This window comes from Methylophaga sp. UBA3192 (assembly GCA_002363955.1).
Lineage (GTDB): Bacteria > Pseudomonadota > Gammaproteobacteria > Nitrosococcales > Methylophagaceae > Methylophaga.
Map to the genome: position 1 here is coordinate 780,333 of DEXE01000006.1, position 19,487 is coordinate 799,819.

Below are 19,487 nucleotides of genomic sequence, written 5' to 3' on the forward strand. Positions count from 1 at the left end.
AAAATTATGACTGATTCTGAGAAAAACCAACGCCATAAAGCTCGCATGCAACGTCACAAAGAAGTGGTCGATCAGAAGATCCAGAAAGCCAGCAGGGATAAAGGACTATTGCTGTGTATAACTGGTAATGGCAAAGGCAAAAGCTCGTCGGGTTTTGGCATGATTGCGCGTGCATTGGGTCATGATATGAAAGTTGGGATTGTGCAATTTATTAAGGGGGCGATGAGTACTGGCGAAGAAGCCTTTTATCGTCGTTTTCCTGAACAGGTCAGTTATCACGTTGTCGGTGATGGGTTTACCTGGGATACCCAGAATCTGGAACAGGATAAAGCTTCTGCCGAAGCAGGTTGGGATATTGTTAAAACCCTGTTACAAGACGACAGCATTCATGTGATTCTGCTGGATGAACTGAATATTGTCCTGAAAATGAAATATCTGGATGCTGACAAAGTGCTGGCCGATATTGCGGCACGTCCAGTTATGCAACATGTGATTATTACCGGTCGCGGCGCACCGGATAGCGTGATTGAAGCAGCTGATACTGTCAGCCGGATTGACGATGTCAAACATGCATTTCGTGATGGGGTTCGGGCACAAAAAGGCATAGAACTCTAAAGAATTTACGCTGGTTTTGGCGTGGATTTTGCTGTGTCATCAAACGGTAAAGTTACTCACAATTTCTGTGGATAACTCTGTGTTTAACTTTGGAGTTAGTTGCTAAGCTGTTCATATTTAAGCACTCTGCTCAAAATGGTCAAAAAACCACCAACACTATTTATTCATTATTTTTCAATAACTTACGAATAGGTCCTGCTTAATCAGTGAGTTAGCGACATCTGTTATAAAAGATATGAAGAAATTGTGAAACAGGTGAATAACTTGCCGGTATTAAATCATAACGTTATCGTGATGATGGTAATTTACGGACATAAAAAAGCCCGGTAGTTAATTACTCTACCGGGCTTTCATTTATTGACTCAGACTGATTCGGTTTCTTTGACGATATCCAAAACCAGTTCATCGTTTTTCAGGATAACCCGAACATGACCACCATCACTGAGCTGACCAAATAACAGTTCATCCGCCAGCGGCCGTTTGATTTTTTCCTGTACCAGCCGCGCCATGGGTCTGGCCCCCATTTGCACATCATAGCCATGCTCTGCCAGCCATTCCCGTGCATCATTTTCAATTTCAATAGTGACGTTTTTGTCCTGCAACAACATTTCCAATTCAAGCACCGCTTTGTCCGCAACACGCAGAATCGCTTCTTTACTCAGAGGTTGGAATTGAATGATGCCATCCAGACGATTACGGAATTCCGGTGAGAAAGCACGTTTCAATGCTTCAGCGCCATCCATATGGTGTTCCTGCTTGGTAAAGCCAATGGAACTGCGGCCCATTTCCTGTGCGCCGGCATTACTGGTCATCACAAGCACCACATGGCGGAAATCAGCCTTGCGGCCATTATTATCGGTTAACGTACCATGGTCCATGACTTGCAATAACAGATTGAACACATCCGGATGGGCTTTTTCAATTTCATCAAGCAATAACACCGCATGAGGCTGCTTGATAATCGCATCAGTCAATAGCCCCCCCTGATCAAACCCGACATAGCCGGGAGGCGCACCAATCAGACGTGACACCGTATGCGGCTCCATATACTCGGACATATCAAAACGAATCAGTTCAACGCCTAAGATACGTGCTAACTGGCGGGTGACTTCTGTTTTACCCACCCCTGTCGGTCCGGCAAACAGGAATGCTCCTGTCGGCTTTTCGGGATGTCCCAAACCAGAACGAGCCATTTTAATCGCCGAGCTTAATGCAGAAATTGCATCATCCTGACCGAAAATAACGTGTTTCAGATTTGGCTCAAGATTACGCAGATTGTCTTTATCGGCATTGCTGACTGTTTTAGCCGGAATACGGGCAATCTTGGCAACGATCTGCTGCACATCGGGCACACCAATCATTTTTTTACGTTTTGATTTTGGCAAAATACGTTGTGCTGCACCGACTTCATCCAGTACATCAATCGCTTTGTCAGGCAGATAACGATCATTAATATGACGCGCAGCAAGTTCTGCAGCCTGTTCAATGGCCGCATTGGAATAACGCACATTATGATGCAGCTCTAATCCTGGCTTGAGGCCTTTAAGAATTTCAATGGTTTCAGCCACAGATGGCTCAGGCACATCAATTTTTTGAAAACGACGCGCCAAAGCACGGTCATGTTCAAAGATATTGCGATATTCCTGATAAGTGGTCGAGCCAATACACTTTAATTCCCCGTTAGCCAGTAATGGTTTAAGCAAGTTGGCTGCATCCATCGCACTGTTACCGGCACTTCCTGCACCGATCATGGTGTGAATTTCGTCAATGAACAAAATGGCATGATCCTGCTGTTTAATTTCGCGCAGCAGAGCCTTCAATCGTTTTTCAAAATCCCCACGGTATTTAGTACCAGCGACCAACGCGCCCATGTCCAGTGAATAAACCACGGCCTGTTCAAGCACTTCCGGCACTTCACCATCAACAATACGCTTGGCAAGACCTTCCGCCAGTGCAGTTTTGCCCACCCCGGCTTCACCGACAAACAATGGATTGTTTTTACGACGGCGGCAAAGGACCTGCAAAGTCCGTTCAATCTCATGGGCACGGCCAATAAGCGGATCGATTCGACCCAGTTTTGCTTCAGCATTCAGATTAGTCGCATATAGAGCCAAGGGGCTTTTACTTTCAGAATTTCCGTCTTCAACTTCAATCTTTTCGCTTTTGGTTTCTTCGGCCAGGTTTTCAATACCACCATGACTGATGGCATTCACCACATCCAGCCGACTGACATCCTGCTTCTGCAATAAATAAACCGCTTGAGATTGCTGTTCTGAGAAAATGGACACTAAAACGTTAGCACCAGTGACCTCTTCACCACCGGAAGACTGTACATGCATCACAGCACGTTGCAGAATCCGCTGGAAAGCCAAGGTTGGCTGAGTTTCACGCTCGCTGTCTTCGGCCAAAGTAGGCAAGTTATCGGCAAGAAAATCGGTCAGATCCTGACGCAAAGCATTGATATCCACCTCACAGGCTTTAAGTACCGCCAGCGCCTGTCCGTTCTCCAGCAGGGCCAGTAATAAATGTTCAACCGTGAGAAATTCATGGGATCTTTGTCGAGCATAGTTGAATGCCTGACTTAGCGTGTGTTCAAGTTCTTTACTCAGCATATTGCTATCCGCCTGTTGTCATTGCAGCCATCTCAATCCTGTTCCATGGTGCACTGTAGAGGATGCCCATGTCTTTGGGCATAACTGTTTACCTGTTCCACTTTGGCTTCGGCAATCTCAAATGTAAAGATCCCGCACAAAGCCTGCCCTTCTGTGTGCACTTGTAACATGGTACGTGTGGCTCTTTCACGCCCCATATCAAATAAGGTTTCCAAAACCTCCACCACAAAGTCCATCGGCGTGTAATCATCATTCATCATGATCACCCGATATTTGGGTGGTTGTTTTAAATCAGGTTTAGATGGCGCAACCGCAAAACCGTTCTCGGCCTGCCAATCTTGATCACGTTTTTCTGCCATAGCAAAAATCAACTCGCTGCATCAACCATCTGTTTGAGTTCACCGCTCTCATACAGTTCCATAATAATGTCACATCCACCTACTAATTCACCGTTGATATAGAGTTGTGGGAAGGTTGGCCAGTCAGCATAGCGATGAAGATTTTCGCGTACTTCCGGGTCAGCCAGTACATTTACATAAGCAAATTCTGAGCCACAGGCAGTCAGCGCTTGTGATGAACGACTGGAAAATCCACATTGCGGAAACTCAGGCGTACCTTTCATAAACAGAATCACAGAATTTGATTCAATTGCCTGTTTAATGCGCTCCATAATATCCATCGATGTTACCTCTTTGTTTAGTTAGTTGTAGCAGATGGGGGCACCTGCTGTTAATTCAAGATTACGCCTTTGATTAAGATCGTTGCAATAGTCCCAACACACCATCGAGACCACAAAAATTAAATGTAGTATCGGCAACTTCCTGTACTTTGGGTTTAGCATGATAAGCCACACTCATACCGGCTTCAGCCATCATCAAAAGATCATTTGCACCATCGCCAATAGCAATGGACTGACTATTTTCTATACCCAGGTCAGCGCAGCATTTTATTAAAAAGTCAGCTTTGGCCTGTGCCCCACAAATGGCTCCTTTAACTTCTCCAGTCAGCAAACCATTTGCTTCCGCCAGCACGTTGGCCTGAGTAAAATCCAGATTCAAACGCTTTTTCAGCTTATCAGTAAAAAACGTAAAACCACCGGAAACCAGCGCTGTTTTCATACCAGCCTGTTGCACCGTTTTTAACATCAACTCTGCACCAGGATTGAGCATCAAACGTTCGTTATAGACCCGATCCAACATATCGACGGGCAATCCTTTTAATAAAGCTACCCGTTTTTTTAATGATGTTTCAAAATCAATCTCGCCGCGCATTGCCGCTTCGGTTATTGCCGCCACTTGCGGTTTAAGGTCCATAAAATCGGCAATTTCATCAATACATTCGATATTGATCAAAGTGGAGTCCATATCCATCACAATCAACCGGCAATCATCTGCCACAAAGTTGACGGGTAAGACATTAATGTCTACTGGAAACTGTTGCCGCAACATGGTTAAGTCAGCATGCTGAGTATTTTCAATTAATGCATAGCGATTTTGCCAACGGCAGTTTCCAGCCAGTTTTTCGGCAATGTCATTGGCCAGTTCATGCGTTAATTGTGGTCCCTGAACAATAATCTGTGTCATGTTTTTATCCAGTCATAAAAGACAAACGGCGAACTGACTTATGTCAGCTCGCCGTATGCAAAGACAGTCGTGTTTACTAATTCAATGATAGTTATTTCACTTCATTCTGATAACGCGCAACACTATCAACAATTTCCTGTTTGGCGGCATCAATTCCCGCCCAACCTTCGATTTTGACCCATTTGTTTTTTTCCAGGTCTTTATAATGTTCAAAAAAATGCGCAATCTGGTTTAGCAAAAATTCCGGCACATCGTTGATATCTTTAACATGGTCATACATTTTGTCGTGAGGAACTGCGACGACTTTGGCATCTTCGCCTTTTTCATCAGTCATTTTCAGCATGCCGACTGGACGGCAAGCAACGACACAACCGTTAATTAAAGGAAATGGCGTTATCACCAGGACATCAACAGGATCACCATCATCCGATAAAGTATTTGGCACATAGCCATAATTTGCCGGGTAAAACATGGCGGTATTCATAAAACGATCGACAAACAGCGCACCGGTTGCTTTATCAACTTCATATTTGACCGGATTAGCATTAGCAGGAATTTCGATGATGACATTGATATCTTCAGGCAGGTTGCTGCCCGGGCCGACACGGTCAAGATTCATAAAGCGATTGCTCCAATATAAGATTAGGTTAGAAACGAAACCCGGCAATTATAAAAGAAACGGCGCTACCATCAAAGCCGATGTCATGCTGTCATTAGCGAATGAAAAAATAAACGGATACACAAATCAGTAATAACGAAAATAATCGGCGTAACCAATGTGACGGTAAAATTTTAGCTAAACGTGCCCCAAACTGAGCAAAAAATACACTGGTAACAATAATGCCAATAAATGCCTGCCAATTTACAAAGCCAGTTTGCCACACGGACTGCTGGCTTATTTCGCTTGGTGCAAACATAATAAAACCAAGTCCTCCGGCAATCGCAATCGGTAAACCGCAGCATGCAGCGGATCCAATTGCCTGCTGAATACTAAGACGGGCCATCACTAAATAAGGAACAATCAATGTTCCGCCACCGATGCCCACCAGCGCACTTATTACGCCACTCCCCAAAGCATAGATAGTCGAAGGTAAGCGATTCAATAAAACAGGATAGGAAGCGGTTGAATTAGGCAACCAAATACGTAGTGCCATTACCAATGCAAATATTGCAAACAGTATCTGCAGTTTGTCACCACTTATTGAGCTTGCCAGCAATGCACCACTAAAAGCGCCAATAATAAGTCCCGGCACCAATCTGCGAACCGACAGAAATGAAATATTACCTATCCGCCAGTGAGCAAATATGGACGACATGGACGTGACAACAATTGTCATTAATGATGTCGCCACCGCCATATGAATCAGATATTCACTGGGTAACCCCTGTTTGCTGAATAACCAGACCAGGACAGGCACAATCACCAGTCCACCACCAATACCAAATAGCCCCGCAAGTGTGCCTGCCACCATGCCAGCTGAGGCATAACTCAGCCACTCAATCCACATTGGCTTCACATCCGTAGGTTATGCTGTTTTTTTTCGCTAAAATCATGCTGTTTTCCAAACTGAAGATTGTTTAAAGCTTAAACCGCCTGCCCTGAACGAGGGCTTTTTACGGATATCAAATTGTCGAATCACACTGTAACCCACCGCCAAGTTTGGCATATTGCCGGTCCAATGATCATTGCCAATATCTCCACCCCGCTGTTGGGCATGGTAGATACTGCCATGGTTGGGCACCTCAGTGCAGCCCATTACCTGGGAGCCGTGGCGATTGGCAGTATGATTTTCACCTTTGTTTTCTGGGGATTCGGCTTTCTCAGAATGGCGACCACAGGTCTCACCTCTCAAGCCTATGGGGAAAACAACACCCCAAAAATGCAGGCGGTATTAATGCAAGCCATCTGGCTGGCTTTGATAATTGCTCTGTTGTTACTGCTGATACAGCTCCCGATTCGTCATCTCGCTCTTCAGCTGGTCAGTAGCAGTGCTGAAGTGGAACATTTTGCTGCTGTATATTTTGATATCCGGATCTGGAGCGCGCCAGCAACATTAATTAATTACACCATATTAGGCTGGTTGATCGGTCGTGAAGCATCAAAAGCTGCGTTGGTAATGGTACTGGTTATCAACATCACGAATATTCTGCTGGATGCCGTTTTTGTTATGGGGTTGGGCATGGATGTTGATGGCGTTGCATTGGCATCGGTTATTGCTGAATACACTGGCTTGCTGATCGGACTGCTGTTACTCAGATATTATGGTCTGAATAAAGCCGGTATTCGTTTATCACTCAGCAAAAAAGTACTGCAACAAAGCCGACATGGCTTACATGTACATGGCAATGTAATGATCAGAACCTTTTTGCTCATCAGCTGCTTTGCCCTATTCACCACGCAAGGTGCCCGACAGGGCGATACCGTATTGGCAGCCAACAGTGTTTTACTGAATTTTATTACCTTCATGGCCTTTGTTTTGGATGGTTTTGCCAATGCGACCGAAGCACTGACCGGCAAAGCCATTGGGCGCAAATCTCCAGTGATGTTAAAAAAAGCGCTTGGTCTGACAGCGTTCTGGTCTGTATTGATGGCGCTGCTGTTTTCGCTGACTTATCTGCTGTTTGGTCAGCTGATTATTCGACTATTAACCGGGATTGATGCGGTTATTGAATTCGCCAACATGCATCTTATCTGGGTGATAATCGCACCGCTGATTGCGGTATGGTCGTATTTGCTGGATGGTTTGTTTGTAGGGGCGACACGCAGCCGCGAAATGCGTAATACCATGCTGTTTTCAGCACTTTGTTGCTATTTGCCTGCTTTTTATCTGCTGCAACCGTTAGGTAATCATGGTTTGTGGGCTGCTTTAATTATTTTCCTGGCGGCAAGAGGCCTCTCGCAAAGTATTTATGTTGGCAGGATCTTGCGACTGGCAGATTCAGCTTAATGGTGTTTAACCGGACTTTGCTGTTTCGTAGGCAATAACCGACGATCGCGTCCGGAACGTCGTTTGATATGAGTCAAATCAAAACGAATGAGTTGTCGCCTCTCAATGCCCTGGCGCCGTTGATATCGGCGGCGATCATCATCCCCATCATACTGCCCGAATCCGGGATCCTGAACACACTGTTGTTCGGACTGACTCATCACAGACTTCTCCGTTGATGTCGATAGCTGATCATTACGCCGCAAAAAAACCATTGTCAACGTACTGGGGTCTGCTTATCATTCATACCCTAGCAACTAAATATTTGTTTTTTATGTGTAATCGGACAATCAAACTCTAAACGACTGGCTTTGAGCTGCAATCCATCGCGACTTTTTCTGCCATAACGTGTATCACCACTCACAGGATGGCCTATTGACGCGCAATGACGTCGAATTTGGTGCATTCGTCCAGTTTCAATTTTGACCCTTAGCTGAGTACGGTTCTGTAAAGGGTCATAAGCACGATTTTCAAAATGACTGATGGCATGTTTACCATCCAGCGGCGTATTAACTGTCAGTTGTTGCCAGACCACCTCTCCATCTACCTGGATCTCGTAGTTTTTTTCAATCATGCGCTGCTGGAACAGCGTGGATAACTGAGCCGCCACTTTTTGCTGATGCGCAATTATCATCAAACCATAGGCTTCACGATCCAGGCGTTGAATCAGAAAACTCTGTCTCGGTTTGTCAAAGGCTAGTTCAGACACCCTCAGCAAACTGCAATGATCGCCCCACTCCGTTCCTTGTGCGAGCATTCCAGCGGGTTTAATCCACACGCTGTAAACACCGAAATCATGTAACAGCTGCGGGGGCTCAGGGATTTGGTCCAGTAAACGCTTATCGTAATACAGCCTCAGTATTTCACCCGAATTCAGTTTTTTTGTCGCCCGGCGCAGGCGTTGAGTCCGTTTCCCTTTTTGTAACCAGACAGCTCCCTTGCTCATCGCCTGCTTAATTTGCTGACGAGATAATTCACAGTGAGCAGCTAACAGATCGACGGCATTTGCCGAGCCTTGTTCTACCGGGATTTTCAACTCGAAACGAGCATGATGATCAGACATTTTATGAAATAGCGCTTTGGCGTAGAATAACGATTTATTTTATCAGGTACCCGCGATGTTTATACCGCAATTAAGCTGTTGTTGTCTTGCTTTAGTATTTGCCATGGCGGTTCAGGCGGATGCTTATAAGTGGATCGATGATGATGGTGATGTTATCTATTCACAAACCCCACCAGTCGACAAACCCTATGAAAAGATGGGCACGCCACCGCCGCCATCAATGAATCCGGAAGCAGCTAAAAAACAAGTTGAGTCGCTTATTGAAGCACAAAAGGCGACCGATAAAGCGCGTGAAGAGGAACAACAAAAACAGCAACAGGAACAGCTCGCCGCTGAAGCTTTGGCAGAAAACTGCCGGGTTGCCAAATATAATCTGCAACAGTACCAAAATAATCCCGGCCGTCGAATGATGGATGCGCAGGGCAATGTCACCCGCCCCACCGAAGAAGAAAGACAGCAAAAAATAAGCACGCTTCAACAGCAAGTTAACCAATTCTGCGAATAGGAGAAGTAACCATGCCTTATTTAAATATTGTGACCAATCAACCCATTAATGATGAAGCCGCGTTATTGAAGGTGGCCAGTAAAACTGTCGCACAGGCATCCGGTAAACCGGAAAGTTACGTGATGATCGCGGTTGAATCAAAAACCGCAATGTCGTTTGGTGGCAGCACTGAGCCTGCAGCGATTCTGGATTATCGATCGCTCGGCTTACCCAGTGACAGAAAAGCGCTGTCTGATGCTTTATGTACGATGATTGAAGAACAGATTGGCGTCAGCGGCAGTCGGACTTATATCAGTATGACTGACTCCGAACGGCAGAACTGGGGCTGGGATCACAGCACTTTTTAAGTGCAAAGCAGACTGCGCTGATATTCTATCTGTCAGCGCGGTCTTTTTTATATCCATCACCATAACTAATTAACAGGAATCACGTTTTCCATGCGTACTTCGAAGCTGCTTATTTCCACCTTAAAAGAAACCCCTGCAGACGCCGAAATCGTCAGCCATCAACTGATGCTTCGTGCCGGGTTAATACGCCGACTCGCATCTGGTCTGTATACCTGGTTGCCGATGGGCTTGCGGGTGTTGCGTAAAACTGAAGCCATCGTACGTGAGGAAATGAATAAAGCCGGTGCTCAGGAAGTATTGATGCCTTCAGTACAACCTGCTGAACTCTGGCAGGAAAGTCAGCGCTGGGAGAAATATGGTCCTGAATTATTACGTATTACCGATCGCCATCAACGTGAATTCTGCTACGGTCCGACTCACGAGGAAGTCATTACTGATCTGGTACGTCAGGAAATTCGCAGTTACAAGCAATTACCAGTCAATTTCTATCAAATCCAGACCAAATTCCGTGATGAGATTCGTCCACGCTTTGGTTTAATGCGTGCCCGCGAATTCCTGATGAAAGATGCGTATTCCTTCCATGTGGATCAAGCCTCTTTGCAGCAAACCTATGATGATATGTATGCAACTTACACCCGTATTTTCCAGCGAATCGGTTTGAACTTCAGAGCCGTACTCGCTGATACAGGCAGTATTGGCGGTAATGCGTCACATGAATTCCACGTGTTGGCCAGCTCCGGTGAAGATGCCATTGCCTTCAGCAATGCCAGTGACTACGCCGCCAATGTTGAATTGGCTGAAGCAGTGAAACCTACCGGTGCTCGTCCTGCGGCATCTGCCCCCATGCAAACCGTTGATACTCCCCACAAACATACCATTGAAGATGTCAGTGCTTTTTTGAAGGTATCGGCTGCACAATGTCTGAAAACGTTATTGGTTGAAGGAGCGGCTAAAAACAGTGTTGTCGCTTTGGTATTACGTGGCGATCATGAACTCAATGAAATCAAGGCAGAAAAACATCCCTTAATTGCAGCGCCATTAACCTTTGTCACCCCGGAACAGGTACATGAAACCACCGGTGCCAATATCGGTTCTATCGGACCAGTCGGGCTGACGATTCCAATGGTGGTTGATCATGCGGCTGCACATATCGCTGATTTTGTCTGCGGTGCCAATGAAGATGAAAAACATCTGACCGGCGTAAATTGGGGTCGTGACTGCCCGGAACCCGAAACCGCTGACTTACGCAATGTGGTTGCCGGAGATCCGAGTCCGGATGGTCAGGGAACACTGGAAATTGCCCGCGGTATTGAAGTAGGACATATCTTCCAGCTCGGCGAAAACTACAGCAGCAAATTGAATGCTGTGGTGTTAACCGAAACCGGACAATCCCAGGTGATTACTATGGGCTGTTATGGCATTGGGGTTTCCCGAGTGGTGGCCGCAACCATTGAACAGAATAACGACGAAAATGGCATTATCTGGCCACAAGCCATTGCACCATTTGAAGTGGTATTGGTACCGGTCAATGCACATAAATCACAACGGGTTCGCGATGAAGCGGAAAAAATCTACCAGCAATTACTCGCTGCCGGTATTGATGTCTTACTCGATGATCGTGGACTTCGTCCAGGCGTGGCATTTGCTGATATGGAGCTTATTGGTATTCCACATCGCCTTATTCTTGGTGAGCGTGGACTAGATAACGGTGTGATTGAATATAAACACCGTGCGTCCGGCGAAGCGGATGAATTTGTTTTAAATGATGTAGTGGCCGCCATCCAACAGAAGTTAGCACTTTAAAAATGACGGTGATTCGCCAACAGGACTTTATACAAAGCATCGCTGATGCCTTGCAGTTTATTGCCAATTATCATCCCAGAGATTTTATTGATGCGATGAGCAAAGCCTATGAACGTGAGCAATCAGCTGCTGCAAAAGATGCTATAGCGCAAATTCTGGTGAACTCACGCATGTGCGCCGAAAACAATCGGCCAATTTGTCAGGATACCGGCATTGTGAATATCTTTCTCAAGGTTGGTATGCAAGTGCAATGGGAGACCGACCAAAGCCTGGAAGAGATGGTGAATGAAGGCGTTCGTCAGGCCTATCAACATCCGGATAATGTGCTGCGTGCGTCTATCGTTACCGATCCCCTTGGCAGTCGTAAAAATACTGGTGATAACACACCGGCGGTGATTTATACCGAACTGGTTCCCGGCGACAAGATAGAAATTGATATTGCCGCCAAAGGCGGTGGCAGCGAAAACAAAGCCAAATTCACCATCCTGAACCCCAGTGACAGTCTGCTGGATTGGGTACTGGAAACCGTGCCCAAAATGGGTGCCGGATGGTGTCCACCGGGTATGCTGGGTATTGGCATTGGTGGCACAGCCGAAAAAGCCATGCTGATGGCCAAACAAAGCCTGATGGAAGATATTGATATTCAGGATTTGATTGAACGTGGGCCGCAAACCGCCACTGAAAAATTACGTGTTGAGTTATATGAAAAGGTCAACAGCCTGGGCATTGGCGCACAAGGCTTAGGTGGACTGACGACCGTTCTGGATATCAAAATCAAAGATTATCCCACCCACGCAGCCTCCTTACCGGTAGCGATGATTCCTAACTGTGCTGCTACACGTCATGTGCATTTCACCCTGGACGGATCTGGCCCGGCAACGTTCACTCCGCCCTCCTTAAATGACTGGCCAGAAATCACCTGGCAGGCCGCTGAAAACACCCGACATATTAATCTTGATACCGTGACGCATGGTGAGATTAAACAATGGCAACCGGGTGATACGTTATTGCTGACCGGCCATTTTTTAACCGGTCGCGATGCCGCTCATAAAAAAATAGCCGACCTGTTGGATCGAGGCGAACCCTTACCTGAAGGCCTGGATTTTCATAATCGATTTATTTATTACGTCGGGCCAGTAGACCCGGTGAAAAATGAAATTGTCGGTCCTGCCGGCCCCACCACCGCAACCAGGATGGATAAATTTACTGAAACCATGCTGGCTAAAACCGGTCTGTTAGGCATGATAGGTAAAGCCGAGCGTGGTGAACAAACGGTTGATTTGATTAAACAATATCAATCTACCTATCTGATTGCCGTGGGCGGCGCTGCTTATCTGGTATCGAAAGCGATTAAATCTTCTCGATTGGTCGCTTTTGAAGAGCTCGGCATGGAAGCCATTCGTGAGTTCTATGTTGAGAATATGCCGGTCACTGTAGCAGTGGATAGCCAAGGCCGGTCAGTACATCAAACCGGTCCTCAAGAGTGGCAGCAGAAAATCGCTGGCATTCCCATTAAAACGATAACAACTTAGAGAAATTATTATGGGCATTGCAATAAGTTTACATTTACTGGCTTCGGTCATTTGGGTAGGCGGACTATTTTTCGCCTTTATGTTTTTACGCCCCGTCGCGGCTACCATGCTTGAACCAGAGCAACGTTTTCCACTTTGGGCGAGTGTATTTAAACGTTTTTTCCCATGGGTTTGGGCATCCATTGTCACCATCCTGGTTACCGGGTTTGGCATGCTGTTTATGATGGGCGGCATGGGCGGTGTCGGTGTTCATGTACATATCATGTTATTACTCGGAATATTTATGATTCTATTGTTCCTGCATGTGTTTTTTAACCCATTCAGAAAACTTAAATGGGCTGTTGCCGAACACGACTGGATAGCCTCAGCCAATGAACTGGATAAAATTCGTAAATTTGTTCGAGCAAATCTCATTCTAGGGTTAATTGTGATTGTCATTGGCTCGGCTGGACGCTATTTTTAGATCCTATGATTGCTAAGCATTTTTATATTCCACTGTGTTCACTGCTGTTAACCAGCAGTGTGCTGGCCAATGATATTAAGCAGGTTCGCAATAGCGATGGCGTGGTGGAATTTACGAATGCCGATATAGATGTACGCAAACCGACGTCGATTAACAGTAATAAAACCATTATTTATAAGTCACTTTCCAATGATGGTGAAAGCTTCAGCTTTTCCGATCAAAGACCGATAAATGGTGAGTTCGAGGTGCTGGCTTATGATTGTTACGCCTGTAATCCGACCTCCAAGATCAATTGGCATACCATCAGCCTGAATACTTCCGATTATGCTGATACCGTTAAAACCATGGCGGGTAAGTACAAAGTAGATGCAGCGCTTGTGCGTGCGGTAATCCATGCTGAATCGGCGTTTAATGCCAAAGCACTTTCCAAAAAAGGGGCACAAGGGCTGATGCAACTGATGCCCGGAACCGCTAAGGATCTCGGTGTCACCAATGCGTTTGACGTGCAGCAGAATATTGAAGGTGGCGTGAAATATCTGTCGGGATTACTTGATACCTTCAACGGCGATATCAAATTGGCTACAGCGGCTTATAACGCCGGTCCAGGTGCAGTGAAACGTTACAAAGGAATCCCTCCCTTTGCCGAGACAGAAGTGTATGTTGAACGTGTTGGGATTTTGCATCAGCGATATGGGCAGGAAGGATAATTCATTCAACTTAATTTGATCTATTCTTCTCTATTGCCGGTATTAATCAGGGATCGACTGTTTGTCTAATTTTGCCTTATTTCGAAAACGACCAATATGGTTTCCCACACTCTGGGGAAGTTTGCTTATTTTATTGTTGCTGACACTTGGCAGCCTGTATTTTTTAAAACAGTTGGCCGTTATCCTCGCTCCCAATCAGCCCGCCGCTGATCGCACTTACCTGGTGGTGGAAGGCTGGCAGGATGAAAACAGCCTGTTATCTGCCTTGGCCATGTTTCATTCAGAAGAATATCAATACATGATTACTACTGGCGGACCTAATGATCGTTTTGTAAATCCAGCCCATGCCTCGTATGCAGAGCAGGCCGGCGATTTCATGCAGACCCAGGGATTGTCTGCAGAGCAACTGATCGTGATACCGGCCCCCGAATCGGCTCAGGAACGTACTTATCTGAGTGCCGTTATGGTCAGGGATTGGTTCACTTTACATGGTGTAACACTAACCGAACTAAATGTGCATACCAGCCATGTACATGCCAGGCGCACCCGCAGTTTGTATCAACAGGCCTTTCCTGATGTTAACGTTGGTATTTATGCCGCCGCACCACATAATTTTGAGCTTAAACAATGGTGGAAAAGCAGTGATGGCGCAAAATCAGTCATAACAGAATTGATTGGTAATTTTTGGGTAGCGTGTTGTTTTCAGCCAGGTGAGCCCGGTTCACATTATGAAAAATGGGCTGTCGAGAGTAACCGAACGACATCAGACATTCGGTAATCGCAACGTTAGTGTCCCCTCGCGCTGGGTCATATCAAGATGTTTCATAAAGCTCATTCCCAGCAATACAATATCATCAGACATATGTGGATTAATATGCGCCCGAATGTGTTGCAGCTTTATCGCTCCCAGCTGCACGGTCTCTAATTCCGTAGCATAAACGGGTACAACCCCATTTGCGGTATTCACCATGGCCTGGCGCCCCTGCTTCAAACCTGCTTTCCTGGCGATTCCTGCAGGCACACTGATATTGGTCGCCCCGGTATCCAGCAAAAAGGTCACTTCATGGCCATTGATAAACCCCGGAGCAACATAATGTCCGGCCTGATTTCTCAATAGCACGACATCTGAGCCCAGACCGGCATCCATTTCCACCAGATGCCGGTTAGGGTTATGTTTCTGTTCAATGAAACCATTAAAAAACAATGTCAGTGACCCCATTAATAACAACCAGAAAATAATGGTAAATGCTTTTGACGAGCCTTGTTGATGTGCGGGATTCATTTTCATTTAAGCTATTTCAGTTAAGGTAAAACCATTTCAGTATAACGACTGTCAGAATGACATTATGCAAGCAAGTAGCTCAAATTACATCCAAGTTGGAGACATTGGCAAATGAACACACGCAGTCTGATGGATAAACTTTTACAATCTGGTCAGCAATTTCTCGATAAACAAAATAATGGTTCCAGCAGTGGTGACAATAAAATAGGTCAGTTTTTAACGGGTGCGGGTGGCGGTGCTTTAGCGGGAACAGCGGTGGGGCTGCTGCTTGGCAATAAAAAAGCACGCAAAATGGGTGGCAGTGTACTCAAATACGGTGGTGTAGCAGCGCTGGGGGCTGTTGCATTTAAAGCCTATCAGAACTGGCAGCAAAATAACCTGCAAACAGCACCACAAGCCACGCCACAAACCATAGACAAGTTACCCGCAGCAGAGGCTGAACGTCACAGTCAGGTCATTCTGCAAGCCATGATCGGGGCCGCCAAGGCGGATGGACATATCGATGATCAGGAGCGTCTGTTAATTGATCAGCAAATTGCTGAATATACCGATGATTCCGAATTACAAAAATGGATAGATTCAGAGTTAAAAAAGCCGGTCAACCCGGTTGAAATTGCCAGGTTAGCGTCAACTCAGGAAATGGCTGCTGAAATGTATCTCGCCAGTTTGATCATGATTGATGAAGATAGCTTTATGGAAAAAGCATATCTGGATGAACTGGCGCGTCAGCTAAATCTCGATGAAGCATTAAAAGCTGAAATCCATCAGGCTAAAAATAACGCTGTCTCATGATATGCTTTGCGCATGTCATTTTTACCCTCGCTGTTTTTCATGTTGCTGGGCAGCAGTTTTGCCCAGTCAACAACCCTCTTTGATACTGTCTCAGTTGAAACAGTTGATGCAGAACTGACCACTGGAAATTGTACTGACTGTAATCTGTCTGAACAGGCTAAATGGTATTTCAACAATGAAATTATCGCTCCCCTCCCTACCCCCGCTTCATCATTAGTCAAGCTGCCAGAATGGTTGGAAAAACAATCTGAAATCAACGATGACATCGCCGTCTGGATAGCTTCCCCAGATTTAATAGAGTCTGCACAGCTCGATGCTTCAGGCCAACTCATCAGCATAAAAGATGGGAAAAAAGTCCCATTTAAAACCGTTAAGCAAATCCCTCAGAACCAGTCATTCTGGAATCAGGATACCACCGCATTTTTTAACCAACGTGATATACGCCTACGCGGCGAATGGATCGACAACAAGTTTATAGCCCGCACGGTCTGGCCGCTGGATTTTGTCATTACCAACTTTCAGTTACTCCCCCTAAATGCAGATGAAGACTTACAAACCCTGATTCAGGCAGATGATGGTGGCGTACGGCAACCACATCAAAGCCGGTTATTATGGGAACGCACCCCCGGCTCTGCCATGGGTGCTGCCGGAAAACCGGTTTTTGGACTGATGCTGAATGGTGCTCAGGGTGATGATCATGAAGCACTTGCAGGTCATTTCGCCGTAATCACCGGACAATTTAACACTGATGGCAGCTATCATGACTGGCTGGTGAATAATTTCTATAACCTTGATGTGATCAGTGAAAAAGGTATTCTTGCGGCCGTCACCCCGATGGATAATTACCTGGCGGATCTTAATGCAGGACAGAATTATTATCGCCCATCCTACATGCTGGTGGCCACGCTTAAAAACGGCCAGGCAGCCACCGAGTTTCAGCAATCAATTAATCAGGTAATGAACTATTTTTACCGGCATGAATTTCTCTATAACCATGCTGGTGCCAATTGCACTGGTATCAGCATCGATACCTTACGGGCCTTAGGCTGGGAAGTACCTGAGCGGGGCATAAATGGTTATGTACAGGCTATCGGAGCCTATTTTTATACGGTCATTACCGAAATGGATTTGGACGCTGCCAGACAAATTTATGACTATCTCATCACTGAAACAACTCGGCTGTTACCCGCAGTAGCATTTGATGCCATTGGCGAAGATTTAATCCGTTTGACTGCCACTAAACCACCCCGCTCACTGACACCCTACGAACAAACACTTGCAGATTCAATTGAAGCCATCTGGTTTGTCCGGATTCCACAAATCCCATCAAGCCGAGTATCAGGAGATGCACCAGTGTATAGCTTTAGCGAATATCTGGAAACGGCACCAGATGATCGCGATGAGTGGGTCACTATTGAATTGGCAACACGTGATATGCCTCAATCATTAAAACAACAAGAACCAGTGAATCCACGCCCCTCGCCAATTCCCTGGCCTATCATATTGATTTTATTTGGTCTTTCCAGCTTTATTGCTCTGTCATTACGCTGGATGTTCAACAAAAGCATTAGTTCGTTAGATTAGGCGTATTACGCTGGCGTTTTTCCCACAGTTTTTTGGCGTAACGACGCATGTTTGGAATATCATCCGTTTCATCCATAATGGATTTTCCGATAATCGTTTCAAAAATATCTTCCATGGTCACAAGACCTAACCAGCTTCCGTACTCGTCATAAACAATTGCCATATGCTGGCGTTCTTTCATTAACAAAGTCATGACCGATTCAACATCTTTCTGATCAGTCACCACTACAATCGGTTTCATGACATCAGAAACTTTCGTAGTACTATCCGCCCCAATAACATCGCGTCGGAAAATCACGCCTAATGGCGACTCATTTGTATCAAGAACCGGATAGCGAGAAAATTGTCCCTCTTGCGAGCGTTTGATGAATTCCGCAATGGTTTCATCCGGACCAACATATTCGGAGACAGTTCGAGGAGTCATAATGTCTCTTGTGCGGATTTCATGTAAATCCAGAATATTGGCAATAACGCGTGACTCATCTTCGTCCAGCTCCCCTAACTCATGTCCAAGAGAGGTCATCGCTTTGATTTCAAGACGAATATCACCCTGCTGTTCTTTGCCGCCGATCAATTTCATCATCTGATCTGACACCCAGATAAAAGGTTTTAACATCCAGATCATGGCATTTAAAATCGGGGGCAAGATGGGGGCCAAACTCCGCCAATATTTTGCACCAATTGTTTTAGGCAGAATTTCTGAAAGTATGAGAATCAATAGCGTCATAATTACTGAGGCAATACCGAGATAGCCATTACCAAAAACCACGGTTACCTGTGCACCAACGCCTAATGCGCCTACCGTATGCGCGACTGTATTCAGCGTCAGAATAGCGGCTAGAGGCTGATCGATTTTATCTTTAAGCCGGTTAAGCTGTTTGTAAAGCTTAGGTTTATGCTCTTTCTGCTGGGCAATATAACTAGGAGTGACAGATAGTAATGCCGCTTCGAGAATAGAACAAACAAATGAGACAAGAATTGAAAGTACCGCAAAAGCGATAAGTAAAGTCATTAGGGTTAACAGCTCCAGTTACAGGGGACAGTCATAATACACTGGACATAAATTACTGTATATCAATACTATTCAGCGAAAATAAAAGCCTGCATTAACCATCACGCCTGCAGCAGCAAACGGCACAACTTCAAGGTTTACCCTGCGATGCTGAACACCGAAAGCCGGTAAAATGACCGGTGCAACGCCCAGATCATTCAAAGGAATTTTATCTCTGTATTCCCCGCGATAGCCATACAAAAGCCCGGCGGTCAGTTTGGCATAAGCTTTGGTATTTTCACCTAAGTCATAATCGTAGCGACCGCCGCCATAAAGATAGAGCGTCTGCTGGTCATAACTGTTTTTAAACGTCGCAGCACCTGCCAGCCAGCGGACATCATCACGCCAACTGGCTTGATTCGGAACAACAAAAAGCTTCACCTCATCATTGAAATAATATTCAAGATTGAACAGCTTTTGATGATTATTATGATCCGGCTCCGGATTATAATGCTTCGTCCATAATGAGGTCTGCAGTAACAACTCATCCCCATCAGTAAAAATCCCATTCGCATGAACAGGGTTTATCAAAATCAAACAAAGCATTAATAGTTTTTTCAT

22 protein-coding genes are annotated in these 19,487 nt (G+C 45.6%); 11 read left to right on the forward strand and 11 right to left on the reverse strand.

What is annotated here, in order from left to right:
* Positions 1-6 precede the first annotated feature (6 nt).
* Positions 7-615, forward strand: coding sequence for a cob(I)yrinic acid a,c-diamide adenosyltransferase (cobO, locus tag B2337_RS10730; protein WP_292414947.1), 609 nt, complete (start codon positions 7-9; stop codon positions 613-615).
* A 362-nt stretch (positions 616-977) separates the two neighbouring features.
* Here the strand turns inward: cobO and clpA are convergent, their stop codons facing one another.
* The 6 genes from clpA to B2337_RS10760 all read right to left on the reverse strand — a co-directional run bounded on the left by clpA (position 978) and on the right by B2337_RS10760 (position 6,318).
* Entirely contained in the window at positions 978-3,227 is a 2,250-nt protein-coding gene (clpA, locus tag B2337_RS10735) for an ATP-dependent Clp protease ATP-binding subunit ClpA (protein WP_292361399.1), read from the reverse strand.
* 32 nt (positions 3,228-3,259) lie between these two features.
* Positions 3,260-3,586, reverse strand: coding sequence for an ATP-dependent Clp protease adapter ClpS (clpS, locus tag B2337_RS10740; protein WP_292361400.1), 327 nt, complete (start codon positions 3,584-3,586; stop codon positions 3,260-3,262).
* A gap of 8 nt (positions 3,587-3,594) precedes the next feature.
* Positions 3,595-3,906: a Grx4 family monothiol glutaredoxin gene (gene grxD / locus B2337_RS10745; protein ID WP_292361401.1), complete on the reverse strand. Its 312-nt coding sequence runs from the start codon at positions 3,904-3,906 to the stop codon at positions 3,595-3,597.
* A 73-nt stretch (positions 3,907-3,979) separates the two neighbouring features.
* Complete coding sequence (gene serB / locus B2337_RS10750; RefSeq protein ID WP_292414946.1) at positions 3,980-4,810, reverse strand: phosphoserine phosphatase SerB; 831 nt, start codon at positions 4,808-4,810, stop codon at positions 3,980-3,982.
* Between the two features lie 91 nt (positions 4,811-4,901).
* Positions 4,902-5,429 (reverse strand): inorganic diphosphatase, encoded by a 528-nt coding sequence (ppa, locus tag B2337_RS10755; RefSeq protein ID WP_292361403.1) that lies wholly within the window; start codon positions 5,427-5,429, stop codon positions 4,902-4,904.
* A 94-nt stretch (positions 5,430-5,523) separates the two neighbouring features.
* Positions 5,524-6,318, reverse strand: coding sequence for a sulfite exporter TauE/SafE family protein (locus tag B2337_RS10760; protein WP_292414945.1), 795 nt, complete (start codon positions 6,316-6,318; stop codon positions 5,524-5,526).
* A gap of 120 nt (positions 6,319-6,438) precedes the next feature.
* On the opposite strand from B2337_RS10760, the gene B2337_RS10765 reads away from it, so the two are divergent.
* On the forward strand, positions 6,439-7,758 hold the full coding sequence (locus B2337_RS10765) for an MATE family efflux transporter (protein WP_292414944.1): 1,320 nt from the start codon (positions 6,439-6,441) through the stop codon (positions 7,756-7,758).
* On the opposite strand, the gene B2337_RS10770 is transcribed toward B2337_RS10765, so the two are convergent.
* Together B2337_RS10770 and B2337_RS10775 are read right to left on the reverse strand one after the other, a co-directional pair.
* The gene (locus B2337_RS10770; RefSeq protein ID WP_292361406.1) at positions 7,755-7,958 is read right to left on the reverse strand and encodes a hypothetical protein; all 204 of its coding nucleotides are present in this window, start codon (positions 7,956-7,958) and stop codon (positions 7,755-7,757) included. The two genes, B2337_RS10765 and B2337_RS10770, sit on opposite strands and share 4 nt — an antisense overlap.
* A gap of 89 nt (positions 7,959-8,047) precedes the next feature.
* Complete coding sequence (locus B2337_RS10775) at positions 8,048-8,860, reverse strand: RluA family pseudouridine synthase (protein ID WP_292414943.1); 813 nt, start codon at positions 8,858-8,860, stop codon at positions 8,048-8,050.
* A gap of 55 nt (positions 8,861-8,915) precedes the next feature.
* On the opposite strand from B2337_RS10775, the gene B2337_RS10780 reads away from it, so the two are divergent.
* The 7 genes from B2337_RS10780 (at position 8,916) to B2337_RS10810 (ending at position 14,995) form a co-directional block, all read left to right on the forward strand.
* On the forward strand, positions 8,916-9,365 hold the full coding sequence (locus B2337_RS10780; protein WP_292361408.1) for a DUF4124 domain-containing protein: 450 nt from the start codon (positions 8,916-8,918) through the stop codon (positions 9,363-9,365).
* An 11-nt stretch (positions 9,366-9,376) separates the two neighbouring features.
* Entirely contained in the window at positions 9,377-9,712 is a 336-nt protein-coding gene (locus B2337_RS10785) for a phenylpyruvate tautomerase MIF-related protein (RefSeq protein WP_292361409.1), read from the forward strand.
* A gap of 90 nt (positions 9,713-9,802) precedes the next feature.
* Complete coding sequence (locus tag B2337_RS10790; protein ID WP_292414942.1) at positions 9,803-11,515, forward strand: proline--tRNA ligase; 1,713 nt, start codon at positions 9,803-9,805, stop codon at positions 11,513-11,515.
* 2 nt (positions 11,516-11,517) lie between these two features.
* Positions 11,518-13,047, forward strand: coding sequence for a fumarate hydratase (locus tag B2337_RS10795; RefSeq protein WP_292414941.1), 1,530 nt, complete (start codon positions 11,518-11,520; stop codon positions 13,045-13,047).
* A gap of 10 nt (positions 13,048-13,057) precedes the next feature.
* Positions 13,058-13,510, forward strand: coding sequence for a CopD family protein (locus B2337_RS10800; RefSeq protein WP_292361412.1), 453 nt, complete (start codon positions 13,058-13,060; stop codon positions 13,508-13,510).
* A 5-nt stretch (positions 13,511-13,515) separates the two neighbouring features.
* Positions 13,516-14,217 (forward strand): lytic transglycosylase domain-containing protein, encoded by a 702-nt coding sequence (locus B2337_RS10805; RefSeq protein WP_292414940.1) that lies wholly within the window; start codon positions 13,516-13,518, stop codon positions 14,215-14,217.
* Positions 14,218-14,278: 61 nt separating this feature from the next.
* The gene (locus B2337_RS10810; RefSeq protein ID WP_292414939.1) at positions 14,279-14,995 is read left to right on the forward strand and encodes an ElyC/SanA/YdcF family protein; all 717 of its coding nucleotides are present in this window, start codon (positions 14,279-14,281) and stop codon (positions 14,993-14,995) included.
* Here B2337_RS10810 and B2337_RS10815 read toward each other — a convergent pair.
* Positions 14,981-15,505, reverse strand: coding sequence for a retropepsin-like aspartic protease family protein (locus B2337_RS10815; protein WP_292361415.1), 525 nt, complete (start codon positions 15,503-15,505; stop codon positions 14,981-14,983). The two genes, B2337_RS10810 and B2337_RS10815, sit on opposite strands and share 15 nt — an antisense overlap.
* Positions 15,506-15,610: 105 nt before the next feature.
* Here B2337_RS10815 and B2337_RS10820 point away from each other — a divergent pair, with 105 nt between their 5' ends.
* Positions 15,611-16,291, forward strand: coding sequence for a tellurite resistance TerB family protein (locus B2337_RS10820; protein WP_292361416.1), 681 nt, complete (start codon positions 15,611-15,613; stop codon positions 16,289-16,291).
* A 12-nt stretch (positions 16,292-16,303) separates the two neighbouring features.
* The gene (locus B2337_RS10825) at positions 16,304-17,875 is read left to right on the forward strand and encodes a hypothetical protein (protein ID WP_292361417.1); all 1,572 of its coding nucleotides are present in this window, start codon (positions 16,304-16,306) and stop codon (positions 17,873-17,875) included.
* Here the strand turns inward: B2337_RS10825 and B2337_RS10830 are convergent.
* Both B2337_RS10830 and B2337_RS10835 read right to left on the reverse strand, forming a co-directional pair.
* Entirely contained in the window at positions 17,859-18,887 is a 1,029-nt protein-coding gene (locus tag B2337_RS10830; protein ID WP_292361418.1) for a CNNM domain-containing protein, read from the reverse strand. The two genes, B2337_RS10825 and B2337_RS10830, sit on opposite strands and share 17 nt — an antisense overlap.
* A 72-nt stretch (positions 18,888-18,959) precedes the next feature.
* Entirely contained in the window at positions 18,960-19,487 is a 528-nt protein-coding gene (locus B2337_RS10835) for a hypothetical protein (RefSeq protein WP_292361419.1), read from the reverse strand.

What these genes read in the sequence shown, in the direction of transcription:
- cobO (WP_292414947.1), top strand. Translation starts at nt 7, where the DNA reads ATGACTGATTCTGAGAAAAACCAACGCCATAAAGCTCGCATGCAACGT.
- clpA (WP_292361399.1), bottom strand. Translation starts at nt 3,227, where the DNA reads ATGCTGAGTAAAGAACTTGAACACACGCTAAGTCAGGCATTCAACTAT.
- clpS (WP_292361400.1), bottom strand. Translation starts at nt 3,586, where the DNA reads ATGGCAGAAAAACGTGATCAAGATTGGCAGGCCGAGAACGGTTTTGCG.
- grxD (WP_292361401.1), bottom strand. Translation starts at nt 3,906, where the DNA reads ATGGATATTATGGAGCGCATTAAACAGGCAATTGAATCAAATTCTGTG.
- serB (WP_292414946.1), bottom strand. Translation starts at nt 4,810, where the DNA reads ATGACACAGATTATTGTTCAGGGACCACAATTAACGCATGAACTGGCC.
- ppa (WP_292361403.1), bottom strand. Translation starts at nt 5,429, where the DNA reads ATGAATCTTGACCGTGTCGGCCCGGGCAGCAACCTGCCTGAAGATATC.
- B2337_RS10760 (WP_292414945.1), bottom strand. Translation starts at nt 6,318, where the DNA reads ATGTGGATTGAGTGGCTGAGTTATGCCTCAGCTGGCATGGTGGCAGGC.
- B2337_RS10770 (WP_292361406.1), bottom strand. Translation starts at nt 7,958, where the DNA reads ATGAGTCAGTCCGAACAACAGTGTGTTCAGGATCCCGGATTCGGGCAG.
- B2337_RS10775 (WP_292414943.1), bottom strand. Translation starts at nt 8,860, where the DNA reads ATGTCTGATCATCATGCTCGTTTCGAGTTGAAAATCCCGGTAGAACAA.
- B2337_RS10780 (WP_292361408.1), top strand. Translation starts at nt 8,916, where the DNA reads ATGTTTATACCGCAATTAAGCTGTTGTTGTCTTGCTTTAGTATTTGCC.
- B2337_RS10785 (WP_292361409.1), top strand. Translation starts at nt 9,377, where the DNA reads ATGCCTTATTTAAATATTGTGACCAATCAACCCATTAATGATGAAGCC.
- B2337_RS10790 (WP_292414942.1), top strand. Translation starts at nt 9,803, where the DNA reads ATGCGTACTTCGAAGCTGCTTATTTCCACCTTAAAAGAAACCCCTGCA.
- B2337_RS10795 (WP_292414941.1), top strand. Translation starts at nt 11,518, where the DNA reads ATGACGGTGATTCGCCAACAGGACTTTATACAAAGCATCGCTGATGCC.
- B2337_RS10800 (WP_292361412.1), top strand. Translation starts at nt 13,058, where the DNA reads ATGGGCATTGCAATAAGTTTACATTTACTGGCTTCGGTCATTTGGGTA.
- B2337_RS10805 (WP_292414940.1), top strand. Translation starts at nt 13,516, where the DNA reads ATGATTGCTAAGCATTTTTATATTCCACTGTGTTCACTGCTGTTAACC.
- B2337_RS10815 (WP_292361415.1), bottom strand. Translation starts at nt 15,505, where the DNA reads ATGAAAATGAATCCCGCACATCAACAAGGCTCGTCAAAAGCATTTACC.
- B2337_RS10820 (WP_292361416.1), top strand. Translation starts at nt 15,611, where the DNA reads ATGAACACACGCAGTCTGATGGATAAACTTTTACAATCTGGTCAGCAA.
- B2337_RS10825 (WP_292361417.1), top strand. Translation starts at nt 16,304, where the DNA reads ATGTCATTTTTACCCTCGCTGTTTTTCATGTTGCTGGGCAGCAGTTTT.
- B2337_RS10830 (WP_292361418.1), bottom strand. Translation starts at nt 18,887, where the DNA reads ATGACTTTACTTATCGCTTTTGCGGTACTTTCAATTCTTGTCTCATTT.
- B2337_RS10835 (WP_292361419.1), bottom strand. Translation starts at nt 19,487, where the DNA reads ATGAAAAAACTATTAATGCTTTGTTTGATTTTGATAAACCCTGTTCAT.